This is a genomic window from Sphingorhabdus sp. (assembly GCF_044354325.1).
Taxonomy (GTDB): Bacteria; Pseudomonadota; Alphaproteobacteria; order Sphingomonadales; family Sphingomonadaceae; genus Sphingorhabdus_B.
Window position 1 is genome coordinate 1 of the sequence record NZ_JBILAF010000058.1, and the last position, 12781, is coordinate 12781.

Annotated in this window: 14 protein-coding genes and 1 tRNA gene; 6 read left to right on the forward strand and 9 right to left on the reverse strand. The window is 56.4% G+C overall.

Annotated elements, in window-relative coordinates:
• Window positions 1-310: 310 nt before the first annotated feature.
• Window positions 311-387: transfer RNA gene (locus ACIQ0G_RS06705), tRNA-Arg, on the reverse strand.
• Window positions 388-582: 195 nt separating this feature from the next.
• Between ACIQ0G_RS06705 and ACIQ0G_RS06710 the strand changes: the two genes are divergently transcribed.
• The 3 genes from ACIQ0G_RS06710 to ACIQ0G_RS06720 are packed head-to-tail and all read left to right on the forward strand — an operon-like array spanning window position 583 to window position 3544.
• On the forward strand, window positions 583-1728 hold the full coding sequence (locus tag ACIQ0G_RS06710; protein ID WP_397577239.1) for an acyl-CoA dehydrogenase family protein: 1146 nt from the start codon (window positions 583-585) through the stop codon (window positions 1726-1728).
• Entirely contained in the window at window positions 1725-2774 is a 1050-nt protein-coding gene (locus ACIQ0G_RS06715) for an enoyl-CoA hydratase/isomerase family protein (RefSeq protein ID WP_397577240.1), read from the forward strand. Before ACIQ0G_RS06710 ends, ACIQ0G_RS06715 begins: the two co-directional genes overlap by 4 nt.
• A complete protein-coding gene (locus ACIQ0G_RS06720) occupies window positions 2771-3544 on the forward strand; it encodes an enoyl-CoA hydratase (RefSeq protein ID WP_397577241.1) in 774 nt (257 codons plus the stop codon). Before ACIQ0G_RS06715 ends, ACIQ0G_RS06720 begins: the two co-directional genes overlap by 4 nt.
• 131 nt (window positions 3545-3675) lie before the next feature.
• Here ACIQ0G_RS06720 and ACIQ0G_RS06725 read toward each other — a convergent pair whose 3' ends face one another.
• The 3 genes from ACIQ0G_RS06725 to dapB are packed head-to-tail and all read right to left on the reverse strand — an operon-like array spanning window position 3676 to window position 5489.
• Window positions 3676-4065: a hypothetical protein gene (locus ACIQ0G_RS06725; protein WP_397577242.1), complete on the reverse strand. Its 390-nt coding sequence runs from the start codon at window positions 4063-4065 to the stop codon at window positions 3676-3678.
• Window positions 4066-4080: 15 nt separating this feature from the next.
• Window positions 4081-4767 (reverse strand): endonuclease III, encoded by a 687-nt coding sequence (nth, locus tag ACIQ0G_RS06730; protein WP_397577243.1) that lies wholly within the window; start codon window positions 4765-4767, stop codon window positions 4081-4083.
• A complete protein-coding gene (gene dapB / locus ACIQ0G_RS06735) occupies window positions 4764-5489 on the reverse strand; it encodes a 4-hydroxy-tetrahydrodipicolinate reductase (RefSeq protein WP_306064019.1) in 726 nt (241 codons plus the stop codon). The genes nth and dapB overlap by 4 nt, the downstream gene beginning before the upstream one ends.
• A gap of 103 nt (window positions 5490-5592) precedes the next feature.
• Here dapB and ACIQ0G_RS06740 point away from each other — a divergent pair, with 103 nt between their 5' ends.
• Window positions 5593-6300 carry an NAD-dependent deacylase gene (locus ACIQ0G_RS06740; RefSeq protein ID WP_397577244.1) on the forward strand — a complete coding sequence of 236 codons (708 nt, stop codon included), beginning with the start codon at window positions 5593-5595 and terminating at the stop codon, window positions 6298-6300.
• On the opposite strand, the gene ACIQ0G_RS06745 is transcribed toward ACIQ0G_RS06740, so the two are convergent.
• The 5 genes from ACIQ0G_RS06745 to ACIQ0G_RS06765 are packed head-to-tail and all read right to left on the reverse strand — an operon-like array spanning window position 6289 to window position 11056.
• On the reverse strand, window positions 6289-7053 hold the full coding sequence (locus ACIQ0G_RS06745; protein ID WP_397577245.1) for a HesA/MoeB/ThiF family protein: 765 nt from the start codon (window positions 7051-7053) through the stop codon (window positions 6289-6291). The genes ACIQ0G_RS06740 and ACIQ0G_RS06745 overlap by 12 nt on opposite strands.
• Window positions 7050-7499, reverse strand: coding sequence for a dUTP diphosphatase (gene dut, locus ACIQ0G_RS06750; protein ID WP_397577246.1), 450 nt, complete (start codon window positions 7497-7499; stop codon window positions 7050-7052). The genes ACIQ0G_RS06745 and dut overlap by 4 nt, the downstream gene beginning before the upstream one ends.
• On the reverse strand, window positions 7480-8763 hold the full coding sequence (locus tag ACIQ0G_RS06755) for a bifunctional phosphopantothenoylcysteine decarboxylase/phosphopantothenate synthase (protein ID WP_397577247.1): 1284 nt from the start codon (window positions 8761-8763) through the stop codon (window positions 7480-7482). Before ACIQ0G_RS06755 ends, dut begins: the two co-directional genes overlap by 20 nt.
• Window positions 8763-10313, reverse strand: coding sequence for a 2-polyprenylphenol 6-hydroxylase (ubiB, locus tag ACIQ0G_RS06760; protein WP_397577248.1), 1551 nt, complete (start codon window positions 10311-10313; stop codon window positions 8763-8765). Before ubiB ends, ACIQ0G_RS06755 begins: the two co-directional genes overlap by 1 nt.
• Window positions 10314-10324: 11 nt before the next feature.
• A complete protein-coding gene (locus ACIQ0G_RS06765; protein WP_183941707.1) occupies window positions 10325-11056 on the reverse strand; it encodes a class I SAM-dependent methyltransferase in 732 nt (243 codons plus the stop codon).
• A gap of 323 nt (window positions 11057-11379) precedes the next feature.
• Between ACIQ0G_RS06765 and mutM the strand changes: the two genes are divergently transcribed.
• A complete protein-coding gene (mutM, locus tag ACIQ0G_RS06770; RefSeq protein WP_397577249.1) occupies window positions 11380-12192 on the forward strand; it encodes a bifunctional DNA-formamidopyrimidine glycosylase/DNA-(apurinic or apyrimidinic site) lyase in 813 nt (270 codons plus the stop codon).
• A 108-nt stretch (window positions 12193-12300) separates the two neighbouring features.
• Window positions 12301-12564, forward strand: a complete 264-nt coding sequence (gene rpsT / locus ACIQ0G_RS06775) for a 30S ribosomal protein S20 (RefSeq protein ID WP_183941705.1) — start codon at window positions 12301-12303, stop codon at window positions 12562-12564.
• Window positions 12565-12781: the final 217 nt, after the last annotated feature.

A 12781-nucleotide genomic window follows, 5' to 3' on the forward strand; every position in this document is an offset into this window, starting at 1 on the left:
GTTGATCAGAGGTTTTGGTGGTGATTCTCTTGTAGCCAGTGGAGTTCGGAACACGGACACGAGCCTGCCAGACAGGATCTTTGAGGTTATCCCGTTTGTAGAGAATGACCCGTCCGTCACCCCGCAGATCAATCCGAATATCACCGTCTTTAGCCATAATCCGCCTTCCTTCGACTCTCTCAGCCTAATCAGGAAGTTGGCGAATGAACATAGAAATTTGTGCACGATTTGTGCATAGCTAAAAAGCGCTATTTAAGCCGCAACTGGCACAGAGGTGCGTTTAAATATTGTTATATATCAATGGTTTGAATGGCGCACCCAAGAGGATTCGAACCTCTGGCCTCTGCCTTCGGAGGGCAGCGCTCTATCCAGCTGAGCTATGGGTGCTTGTGGCGGTCGGTTAGCAGGCGGAGCGGCATCGCGCCAAGTTTTTTTTGGGCAGCTCCACTTTTTTACGAAGGGCGCGGTTTTACGGCGGATGAAACCTATCATTGCGCCCTTCGATTTGTCCGGTGACGCGATATGTGCGCTGCCCAAAGCTAAGGGCTGGATAACTCAAAAACGCGATGCTACGGCGACCCTATGCAAAACCAATTTCAGTTGACCGACGATCAGGCTGCCATTCAAGATATGGCGCGCAAATTCACCGCAGATGCGATTACGCCTTATGCCGCCGAATGGGACGAAAAGTCGCATTATCCGGTCGATGTCTGGAAAGCGGCGGGCGAACTTGGCTTTGGCGCCATTTACGTGTCCGAAGAATCGGGCGGCACTGGCCTTGGACGGCTGGAGGCCGCGCTGATCATGGAAGCGATGGCTTATGGGTGCCCCGCCACAAGTGCGTTCATTTCGATCCATAATATGGCTGCGTGGATGATTGATTGCTTTGGCAGCGCCGAACTCAAGGCGCGTTATTTGCCTGACCTTGTGTCGATGGAGAAAATCGCAAGCTATTGCCTCACGGAACCCGGCAGTGGATCGGACGCAGCAGCGCTGAAGACCAGTGCGCGGATTGATGGTGATCACTACGTCTTGAACGGTACGAAGCAGTTTATCTCCGGCGCGGGTTATAATGACGTCTATGTTGTCATGGTCCGGACAGGCGAAGAAAAGACCAAGGGCGTCACCTGCCTTGTTGTCGACAAGGATACGCCGGGCTTGAGCTTTGGCGCACCGGAGAAGAAGCTGGGCTGGAACGCCTCGCCCACTGCGCAAGTGATATTTGAAGATTGCCGCGTGCCGGTGGCCAATCGCGTGGGCGCAGAGGGTGACGGTTTCCGCTTTGCGATGATGGGCTTGGACGGCGGGCGCTTGAACATCGGGGCTTGCTCGCTTGGCGGCGCGCAACGTTGCCTAGACGAAACCATTGCCTACACCAAAGAGCGGCAGCAATTTGGTCAACCTATCGCCGATTTTCAGAATACGCAATTCATGCTCGCCGACATGGCCACCGATTTGGAAGCCGCGCGTGCGTTGCTCTACATCGCTGCGGCCAAGGTGACTGCGAACGCACCGGACAAGTCGCGTTTTTCCGCGATGGCCAAGCGACTGTCGACAGACAGCGGAAGCGAAATTGTGAACAAGGCGCTGCAGCTTTTCGGCGGCTATGGCTATTTGCGCGATTATCCCATTGAGCGCTTCTGGCGCGACTTGCGGGTGCATTCGATTTTGGAAGGCACCAACCAGGTCATGCGCATGATTATCGGTCGGGATTTGCTGCGGCAATGACCGATGATATTTTGCTGAAGGTCGAAGGACATGCTGGTTTCATCAGCTTGAACCGGCCATCGGCACTGCACGCGCTGACATTGCCGATGGTGCATGCCATGACTGCGGCCCTGCTGGAATGGCGGGACGATCCTGCGGTGAAGTGCGTGGTTATTGATCATGCCGACGGGCGCGGTTTTTGTGCGGGGGGCGATATCGCCTTTTTGCGCAATTCGGCCATGAATGATGGCGGCGTGTCGGGATTAAAGTTCTTCCACGACGAATATCAGCTCAACCATTTGCTGTTTAGTTATCCAAAGCCGGTTGTGGCGTTCATGGACGGTATCACCATGGGTGGCGGCGTTGGCATCAGCCAGCCTGCGCGTTTCCGTGTAGCGACCGAGAACACGAAGTTTGCTATGCCTGAAACCGGCATTGGCTTGTTTCCTGATGTCGGCGGTGGATGGTATCTTTCTCGGCTTGAGGGACGTGTTGGCCAGTTTTTGGCGTTAACGGGATCGCGTATCGCAGGCGCAGGTTGTCTCTCGCTTGGGCTTGCCACACATTATCTGACGAGCAATGTTCTTGCGGAGGCAAAGTCGCGTATTGCGACCGAGGATGTCGAACGGATTGACGGCATATTGGGAACCTTGTCGGTGACGCCGCCAGATTCCAAAATCGTCGAGACAATAGTCCAGATTAACCGCCACTTCGCGTCGGACAAGCTAGAGGATATTCTTGCAAGCTTGGAAGGCGATGAAAGCGATTGGGCGATAAAAGAGCTGGCGACTTTGCGGACCAAAAGCCCGCAGACCTGTAAAGTTGCGCTGCGCCAATTGGCCGAGAGCAGCAAGCTCACCGACTTTGCCGATAATATGGCCATGGAATATCGCATCGCGAGCCGCGTGATTGTTCGCCCCGACTTTGCTGAAGGCGTGCGGGCCGTAATCGTGGATAAAGACAACAGCCCCAAATGGGATCCAGCGACAGCCGAAGGCGTTACGGACGCACTTGTCGACGCGATTTTTGCTCCATTGCCGGCACAAGAAGAATGGAAGCCCTTATGAGCTACGAAACAATATTGGTTGAACAACGCGGTGCGGTGACGCTCATCACGCTCAACCGCCCGCAGGCTTTGAACGCGTTAAACAATCAGGTTATGGTGGACCTCATTGCTGCCTTTGCTGCATTCGATGCCGATGACAGCCAACGTTGTGCTGTGCTGACCGGCAGCGAGAAGGCATTTGCTGCGGGCGCGGACATTAAGGAAATGCAAAGCCAGTCCTTTGCGGACATGTATGGCCGCAACTTTTTTGCCGGCTTTGACCGCGTGACCGCGACCCGCAAACCATGGATTGCGGCCGTGAACGGCTTTGCACTTGGTGGTGGATGCGAACTTGCCATGATGGCCGACTTTATCGTTGCCGGCGACAACGCAAAATTCGGGCAGCCGGAAATCAAACTTGCGGTCACCCCCGGCATGGGCGGTTCGCAGCGGCTAACGCGTGCGATTGGCAAGGCAAAGGCGATGGAAATGTGCCTGACGGGCCGTATGATGGACGCACATGAGGCCGAACGTTCCGGGTTGGTCGCAAAGGTCGTTCCGGCCGCAGAGCTGGTCGACGAAGCCATCAAAACTGCGACAGCCATCGCCGCCATGGCGCCCTTGGCTGCGCTGGCATGCAAGGAAATGGTCAACGCCGCATTCGAAACAACGTTGCAGCAAGGCGTCTTATTCGAACGCCGCCTGTTCCACGGACTGTTCGGTACGGAAGATCAGAAAGAGGGCATGTCCGCGTTTGTCGAAAAGCGGCCCGGGAATTGGACGGGGAAGTAGGGCTTCAGTCTTACGATAAACTTTTCCGTCCCGTCATCCTGAACTTGTTTCAGGATCTTACTTCCTAGCTGGGTCGTTATTAAGATCCTGAAACAAGTTCAGGATGACGAAGCAGTCAACATCGTCAGCCGCTATTTGCCGCTAAGCTTCTCTATCTGCTGAAACTTGCCAAGCCCGCATCCTGCACCTTCATATAGTCGCCCGCCTTGGTCGTGCAAAACGTGCACAATATCGACGCTGCACAATTGGTTGATTGACGTGCGGTAGGAAAAACGCTCCTCGAATTTCAAACCCGGGCAGCTTTGTGGCAGGGTGTTGCGATAGGTCTTGCCGCCTGCCATGCGGAAATCGATAGTGCGGCTATCGATGACTTTCGTTGACCGTATCTGCGATATCGTGACGCAGCTTTTTGGCTCGCCGACTGCGCGGACGGGTTCGGGCGCTTTATTGCCGGAAAGCGCAATCGCACCGCCACCCGAAAGCAAAGCAACAGCAGGAATGATTAGCAGTATTTTACGCATGTTTGCTCTCCCATATTACTCGGCTGATTTAACGGTGCCAGTCTGAACTGTAGCTGACTTGATCTTGGGTGGTGGCGTTTTTGGTTTGAAGCGGCACAGGTCCGCGACTGGACAGCGCCAACATTCCGGCGTGCGCGCCTTGCAGATATATCGGCCGTGCAGGATCAGCCAATGATGCGCGCCAACGCGAAACGGTTGCGGGGTTTTCTTATCAAGCGCCTTTTCAACGGCCAGAACGGTTTTGCCCGGCGCAATCCCGGTCCGGTTGCCGACACGGAAGATATGGGTATCGACGGCAAAGGTCTCCGCGCCAAAGGCGGTGTTCATCACGACATTTGCGGTCTTGCGTCCAACGCCGGGTAGCGCCTCCAGCGCGTCGCGGTCTGCAGGGACTTCGCCTGCATGGTCGCGGACCAATATCTCGGACAGGGCAATGACGTTTTTGGCTTTGTTGTTAAACAGCCCAATGGTTTTGATATGCGCTTTTAACCCTTCTAGCCCCAACGCCACCATCTGCGCGGGCGTTTTGACCTCCGCAAACAATGCCTTGGTGGCTTTGTTCACGCCGACATCGGTCGATTGGGCAGAGCAAGTGACCGCAACGAGCAATTGATAGGCATTGCCATATGCCAGCTCGGTTTCAGGCGCAGGGTTCGCTTCTGCCAGCCGGTGGTAAAATTCGAAGATATCTGCCTTTTTCAAAGACCAAGCACTTCTTGCATAGTGAACCGGCCGGCTTTTTGCCGCGTCAGCCATGTTGCGGCTTTTACCGCGCCGCGCGCGAATATCGCGCGGGTTTCAGCACGATGGACCAGCTCGATCCGTTCATGTTCGGACGCGAAAATAACATGATGGTCCCCTGCGACGCTGCCGCCACGTAAGGATGCAAAACCAATGTCCCCCGCTTTGCGCGCGCCGGTGATGCCGTCGCGGCCGCGGTCGCTATGTTGCTTTAGGTCAATGCCGCGTCCGCTGGCGGCGGCTTCGCCCAGCAGCAGGGCGGTGCCGGACGGCGCATCGACCTTATGCCGGTGGTGCATCTCCAATATTTCGATATCCCAATCTTCACCCAATTGGCGTGCGGCCTGCTGCACGAGCGCTGACAGCATCGTCACCCCCAATGAGGTATTGCCCGTCTGCAAAACTGGAATGTCGCGCGCTGCATCATCAATCAGGAAATGGTGGCGTTCCTCCAGTCCGGTGGTGCCAATGACGATTGGTTTGCCCGCAGCAACGCATGCATCAAGGTTCGCCTCAATCGCATGCGGGCTGGAAAAATCGACGAGTACATCAGATGACGCAACCAAAGCGGCAAGATCATCGCCTTTGTCGACGCCGCCTGCATATGCCTGACCATCCGCCGCAATTGCGTCGACCAAAGCCTGCCCCATGCGGCCCGCGCTGCCAATGATTCCTATTTTCATAACCGTCACCCTGATATTGTTTAAGGGTCTTACTATATTAGGGAGCCGAAACAAGTTGTGCTGTGTACGACGTTGGCCGCAGCGGGACGGTGAAGGAGCAAATGTGGATCGCCAAATCAAAAACATCGTCATTCTGACAGGCGCAGGTGTCAGCGCCGAGAGCGGCATTGATACGTTTCGCAGCGCTGGTGGCTTGTGGGAACAGCATAAGGTTGAAGATGTCGCAACGCCCGAGGCCTTTGCCCGCGACCCCGACCTTGTGCTGCGTTTCTACGATATGCGCCGTGAACGCATTCAGCAGGTGGAACCAAATGCCGCGCATTACGCACTGGCGCGGCTCGATGCGGAATGGAGCGGCAATTTGCTTTTGGTGACGCAGAATGTCGACGATTTGCACGAACGGGCAGGAACCAAACGCTTGCTGCATATGCATGGGGAGCATCTGAATGCTTGGTGCACCGCGTGCGATGTACGCCATGGCTGGCGTGGCACATTGATTGACAGACCGACCTGGCCATCGTGCGGCATATCTGGCCAATTGCGGCCTGACATCGTCTGGTTCGGCGAAATGCCCTACCGCATGGGTGATATCTACCATGCACTCAACCGCGCTGATTTGTTCGTCAGCATTGGCACGTCCGGCGCAGTCTATCCCGCCGCGGGTCTTGTGCGGGAAGCACGTCAAAACGGCATCGCCACATTGGAGCTGAACCTTGAACCATCGCATGGCAGTTCTTGGTTTACTGAGTCGCGCCATGGCCCGGCGACGGAGCTTGTTCCAAAATGGGTGGACGAAGTCTTAGGCGGTTAAGCCGCCGCAACTGGAGCAGGCCGGGTCTTTGGGCAATTTGATCGACCGCATCGATGGCGTTAGTCCGTCGAACAGGTGCAGCTTGCCCTGCTGCGGCTCTCCAAAGCCCGTCAGTGCGCGTATCGCCTCCATCGCCGCGAAGCTTCCCATAAGCCCGCACATCGCGCCCAGAACGCCTTGTGTGGCGCAATCGTCGCAATCATCGGGGTCGTGGGCATCACCGACGAAGCAGCGATAGCATGGCGCATCTGCCTGCCATCCTGTGAATGTGCCAATCTGTCCGTGAAACTGCCCAATCGCGGCGCTCACCAATGGCACCTTTGCCGCAAGGCACAGGTCATTGACGATCAGGCGCGTCATAAAATTGTCGCTGCCATCGATCACCACATCGACGCCCGCCATTATGTCGGCGCTGGTGTCTTTGCCAATCCGCTGGGTGATCGCGTTGAAGGTGATGTCGGGGTTTAGCCGCGCCGCTGCAGCGCCAGCCGCTTCCACTTTGGCGGTGCCGATATCTTGGTCGCTGTACAAAATCTGACGCTGGAGATTGGACAGCGCCACATCATCATCATCGACAACGCTGATGGTTCCGACGCCGGCTGCCGCAAGATATTGGATCGCCGGACAGCCAATGCCGCCTGCGCCAATGAGCAGGACATGGCTCGACAATAATTTGCTTTGACCCGCGCCGCCAATATCGCGCAACACAATGTGGCGGGCATAACGGTCGAGCTGTTGATCGCTAAGCGTCATACGCCTGTTGAGCCGAAACCCCCAGCGCCACGCACGGTTTCGTCAAGGTCATCCACCTCGACCAAGTGGCCGTGGGTGACAGGCGCCACCACAATCTGTGCGATCCGGTCGCCTTTGTTGATCATGAAATCATCTTCACCCATATTGGCCAGAATGACCTTCACTTCGCCGCGATAATCGCTGTCGATGGTGCCGGGTGTGTTGAGGCAGGTGATCCCATGCTTCAGCGCAAGGCCCGAACGCGGGCGCACCTGCACTTCATATCCATCGGGAATGGCAAAGGCGAAGCCGGTTGCGACGGCATGGCGCTTGCCAGCGCGTAGGTTCAGGCTTTCGGCGGCGCAAATGTCCATGCCAGCCGCGCCTGATGTCGCATATGCAGGCAAAGCCAAGCCCGCGCCATGGTTCAGGCGCTTGACGCGCACTTCAACTTTTTGCGAGCTCATCGGCGACCTTCTCCATCAATTTTCGTGCGATAACGTCCTTGGGGCTTTCCAGCCAGCTATCAACGCCTGCTTTGGTTACGATATGAAAGGCGTTGTTCTCACCGCCCATGACATCGCCTGACACATCATTGGCGACAATCCAGTCGCAGCCTTTCTTCGCAAGCTTGGCCTGCGCATGGGCAATGATATTTTCGGTCTCTGCCGCAAAGCCGATCACGAGCTTCGGACGCTGTTTGTGCATGGCCAGGCTTGCAAGGATGTCAGGGTTCTCGGTCAGTGCGAGCGGCGGAATGGCATTGCCATCTTTCTTGATTTTCTGGTCCGGCGCTTGCGCGGCGCGCCAGTCCGCGACAGCGGCAACCATGATTGCGGCGTCGACGGGCAGGGCGTTTTCGACCTCAGCCTGCATCTCCAGTGCGGTTTCGACATCAATACGCAATACGCCAGGCGGTGTCGGCAGATGCACGGGGCCAGCGATCAGTATAACCTCAGCCCCCAAATCAGCCGCTGCCGCCGCAATGGCAAAACCCTGACGCCCCGACGAACGGTTGGCGATGTAGCGCACAGGATCGATCGCCTCATGCGTGGGGCCAGCGGTCACAAGAACGCGTTTGCCAAACAACGGACGATGATCGACATCGGCAAAATCGGGTTGCGCGGTAAGCGGCGTCGCGCTTGACATGGTGGTCGGTGAACGACCCGACGCCAGTTGCGTATTGAAGGGCACGCCCAGCATGCCGCAAATTTGTTCGGCAACGACGGGCGGTTCGGGCAGGCGCCCCGGGCCGAATTCGCCGCACGCCATGGCTCCTTCATCGGGGTTCATGATATGGACGCCATCGGCGCGCAGCTGCGCCAAGTTGCGCTGTGTCGCGGGATGGTTCCACATGCGGACATTCATTGCCGGCACCGCCAGAACGGGTTTGTCCGTCGCGAGCAGAATAGTCGTCGCTAGGTCATCGGCGATACCCGCGGCCATCTTGGCAAGGATATTGGCGGTGGCCGGACAAATCACCACAAGGTCGGCCTGACGGCTCAATTGAATATGCCCGATTTCGCGTTCTTCCTTCAGGTTGAACATGTCGCCATATACTTGGTCTTCGGTCATGACGCCCATCGAAAGCGGCGTGACAAATTCGGCCGCGCTTTTCGTCATCACCGCGCGTACGGCAACACCCTGACGCTTTAGCAAGCGCACAAGTTCAAGCGCTTTGTAAGCAGCGATGCCGCCGCTAACGATCAGGAGGACGCGTTTTTCAGTCATCAGCTCAATCCCGCTGCCCACATGCCCGCAGCGCCAATGGCGCCTGCCAGTATGGCCACTATCATGTAGCGCCAGCCGTTGCTTTTGCCCTTACGTTCCCAAATGATCTGTACGGGCGGAAGCGGGGGTGGTTCTGGCGCGCCGCCCTTGCGGGGGAGTTGTTCGTCCAAGCGGCGGATGAGGTCGGGTATCATCTGCAAGGTTTCGGCTTGCTTGCGAATACCGTCGGCGAGCATGGCTTCCGGGCCAAGCTCTCCGCGGATCCATTCGCGCACATAGGGTGCGGCAACATCCCACATGTTGATACTTGGGTTCAGCGAGGTCGCAATGCCTTCGACCATGACCATCGTCTTTTGCAACAACAGCAAATGCGGCTGGGTCTGCATGTCAAAGTCGCGGGTGATGGCGAATAGGCTGTCGAGCATTTGCCCGACCGACAATTCGCTCACGGGCTTGCCGCGTGTCGGCTCGCCAACAGCGCGCAGGGCGGTCGCGAATTCATCGACATTATGATAGCTTGGCACATATTGCGCTTCGAAATGGATTTCGGCGACGCGCTTGTAATTGCCGGTGGTCAATCCGTAGAGGATTTCCGCAAGCCAGAAACGCGCTTGCCGGTTGATACGGCCCATGATGCCAAAATCGATGGCTACAATAGTGCCATCTGCCTGCACGAACAAATTGCCCTGATGCATGTCGGCGTGGAAGAAGCCTTCCGAAATCGCCTGCCGCAAAAATGTCAGCACGAGCTTTTCGGCCATTTTGTTTAGATCGTGGCCAGCGGCTTTTAAAGCATCGATATCGGCAATCTTAACGCCATCGACCCATTCAAGTGTGAGCACGCGGCCAGACGTCCGGTCCCAGTCAATGGCCGGGATCATATAGCCGTCGACGGCGACCATGGCATCTTTCAGCTCAGACGCGCTCGCGGCTTCGCGGCGCAAATCGAGTTCGCGCAAGGTCCAGCGTTTCAGATTGGCGATGACAAGCTGTGGTCGCAAGCGCGCAGCTTCGCCGCCCAATGCTTCCAGATGCGCCGCGGCCCATTCATAAGTTTCGATATCACGGGCAAATTGTTCGCGAATACCGGGACGAAGGACTTTGACAGCGACGTCTTTGCCGTCGGTTGTCCGTGCACGGTGCACCTGCGCGATGGAGGCTGCGCCTACGGGTACGGGGTCGATATATTCAAACAGCTCTGCAGCGGGCTTATTCAAGCTGCTGTCGATCTGTGCGTACACAAGATCGAACGGTGCGGGCGGAAGCTGATCCTGAAGCGACAGCAGATTGCGCGCCGCTTCTTCACCAATAATGTCTGGACGGGTCGCAAGCGTTTGCCCAAGCTTGATGGCCGCAGGGCCAATGGCGCGAAAGGCGCCGGCATAATCGGGTACCTTTGGTTGAAGCGTTCCGATGCGCGCGATACGGCAAAGGCGTTTAACTTGCGGCGGCGTGTTCCGGTCAGCTTCGATCGCGCGCAGCGCGCCGTGCCGCGCGAGAATGCGGCCCCATTTGAGCAAACGGAAAATATGGGTTGCGGGACGTGTCATCAGCGCGGAAGTTAAACCTTCCAGCCGCTATGAATGGCGACAAGTCCGCCCAAAATGGGTTCTACCTTCGTTTGGACAAAGCCTGCTTCGCCAATCATGCGCTTAAAGTTTTGCATGTCGGGGAAGCGGCGGATCGATTCGACGAGGTATCGATAGCTGTCCTCATCACCCGCGATGGCTTTGCCAAGCTTAGGGACAAGCTTGTCCGAATAGACGTCGTAAATTTGCGCAAGGCCAGGCCATTCAACGGTCGAAAATTCGAGGCAGAAGAAGCGGCCACCATAACGCAGCACGCGATGTGCCTCGCGCAGTGCTTTGGGAATGTCGGTGACGTTGCGGATACCGAACGCAATTGTGTAGGCATCAAAATGCGCATCGGGAAAGCTGAGCGTTTCGGCATTTTGCGGGGACCAGATCAGGCTGTCGATCCCGCGCTTCATCGCGCGCTCCATACCGACGTCCAACATGTCTTCATTGATGTCGGATACGGTGACCTGCGCACCTGATTTTTCCATGCGGAATGCGATGTCGCCCGTTCCGCCCGCCATATCGAGGATATCTTCGCCCTCGCGCGGTTTTACACGGCGGACAAAGGTGTCTTTCCACAACCGGTGCATGCCGCCGGACATCGCGTCATTCATGATGTCATATTTGCGCGCGACATTGGAAAAGACGCCGCCTACGCGTTTTGTCTTTTCTTCAGGGCTAACCTGTTCATAGCCAAAGGATACCGTATCATTCATTCTGCAGCCTCTAGCCGATTGTTGCGCCAGCCGCAAAGGCTGTTAGGGTCAGGACCTATTAAATGCACCTTCGCGGTTTGAGGCCATATTGTTCAGTGCAAGGCGGTAAGCGCCGGACTTAGTGGTTCTAAGTCCAAGCTTGCCAACGTAGCAATAGACAATATGGGTCAAATCCGAAGGACGCCAAAATGGCTTTGATCTCAAAGCAAAATGCCCTTGCAGGCAGAATAACTGCCTGCGGCGGACATTTTACTTCGATATCTTTGCCATTTTGACGCCGCGATGGTGCATTCAATAGGTCCTGACCCTGGGTGCAAAACGATATGCCAGAATTACCTGAAGTGGAAACCACAGTCGCCGGCCTGCGTTCGGTGCTTGAAGGCGAGATTATCGTGCGGGCTGAACCGCGCCGTGCGGACTTGCGTTGGCCCATCCCGGTCGATCTGCGTCAGCGGCTGACGGGCGCGCGAATCGATACGCTTGGGCGGCGCGCCAAATATGGCCTTATCCATACCGATCGTGAGGATACGTTGATATTCCATTTGGGCATGTCCGGACGATGGCGCGTTGATCCTGCGGAAATCGAAAAGCACGACCATTTCATTCTGGAAACAGCCAGCGGCCGGGTTGTGGCTTTGAATGACCACCGCCGCTTTGGTTCGCTCGATATTATCGATTCGGCCAAATTGGACAGCTATCGCTTTTTTGAAAAAATGGGTCCGGAGCCTTTGTCGCCGGCATTTGATGCAACTGTGCTGCGCGATGCGCTGCACGAACGCAAGGCCCCTATTAAGGCGATGTTGCTTAACCAGAATATCGTCGCAGGCTTGGGCAATATCTATGTGTGTGAGGCGCTGCACATGGCGGGCATTGATCCGCGGGCGCCAGCCAGCTCGATTAGCAAGCCCCGGCTTGTTCGGCTTGTTGTGGCGATCAAAGAGGTGCTGACGGCGGCAATCGCGGCTGGCGGATCGACGTTGCGTGACTTCGCCGCACCGGACGGGGAACTGGGCTACTTTGCCAAGGATTGGCGCGTCTATGGCCGCGAAGGGCAGGACTGCGGTTGCGGCGCGCCTGTTCAACGGCGCGTTGATTCGGGGCGTTCGACCTTTTACTGCGCGAAATGTCAGCGATAGTGCGGTATTTCGAGGTTGACGAATCTGTTGGGCAGGGTTAAGGGCCGCTCCTTCAACGGACGTGTTTCATAAAGACGTCTCCGCAAATATCGAAATTCGAGGATAAAAATGGCCAATACGCCGCAAGCAAAAAAGCGTATCCGTCGCAATGCGCGTCGCACCGAAGTGAATGGCGCACGCGTCAGCCGCATCCGTACCTTTATCAAAAAGGTTGAGTCGGCGATTGAACTCGGTGACAAGTCGGCAGCCGCTGCCGCACTCGCTGCTGCACAGCCTGAATTGGCGCGTGGCGTATCCAAGGGCGTTCTGCATAAGAACACAGCATCGCGCAAATTTGGTCGCCTCACAAAGGCGGTTGGCGGTCTCGCTTAACCCATGTTCTACAGGCTGGCTGGTCCAGTCTTAAAATTTGAAACCCGCCGTTTTCCCGGCGGGTTTTTTATTGCCCACTGTCACAAAGGCAAAGGCGACGGATTTCCCGCGATTCGGAAGATATCCACAGGGGTTTTTGCAAAAAAGTGAGCAAAATTAAGTGCTTAAAAATTAATTGACGCATTTGCTTGGCTGTTGCCGAGTCAATGCCATTTAT

Coding starts and splice junctions, on each gene's coding strand:
- ACIQ0G_RS06710 (WP_397577239.1), top strand. CDS start 583: ATGCAAAACCAATTTCAGTTGACCGACGATCAGGCTGCCATTCAAGAT.
- ACIQ0G_RS06715 (WP_397577240.1), top strand. CDS start 1,725: ATGACCGATGATATTTTGCTGAAGGTCGAAGGACATGCTGGTTTCATC.
- ACIQ0G_RS06720 (WP_397577241.1), top strand. CDS start 2,771: ATGAGCTACGAAACAATATTGGTTGAACAACGCGGTGCGGTGACGCTC.
- ACIQ0G_RS06725 (WP_397577242.1), bottom strand. CDS start 4,065: ATGCGTAAAATACTGCTAATCATTCCTGCTGTTGCTTTGCTTTCGGGT.
- dapB (WP_306064019.1), bottom strand. CDS start 5,489: ATGAAAATAGGAATCATTGGCAGCGCGGGCCGCATGGGGCAGGCTTTG.
- ACIQ0G_RS06745 (WP_397577245.1), bottom strand. CDS start 7,053: ATGACGCTTAGCGATCAACAGCTCGACCGTTATGCCCGCCACATTGTG.
- dut (WP_397577246.1), bottom strand. CDS start 7,499: ATGAGCTCGCAAAAAGTTGAAGTGCGCGTCAAGCGCCTGAACCATGGC.
- ACIQ0G_RS06755 (WP_397577247.1), bottom strand. CDS start 8,763: ATGACTGAAAAACGCGTCCTCCTGATCGTTAGCGGCGGCATCGCTGCT.
- ubiB (WP_397577248.1), bottom strand. CDS start 10,313: ATGACACGTCCCGCAACCCATATTTTCCGTTTGCTCAAATGGGGCCGC.
- ACIQ0G_RS06765 (WP_183941707.1), bottom strand. CDS start 11,056: ATGAATGATACGGTATCCTTTGGCTATGAACAGGTTAGCCCTGAAGAA.
- mutM (WP_397577249.1), top strand. CDS start 11,380: ATGCCAGAATTACCTGAAGTGGAAACCACAGTCGCCGGCCTGCGTTCG.
- rpsT (WP_183941705.1), top strand. CDS start 12,301: ATGGCCAATACGCCGCAAGCAAAAAAGCGTATCCGTCGCAATGCGCGT.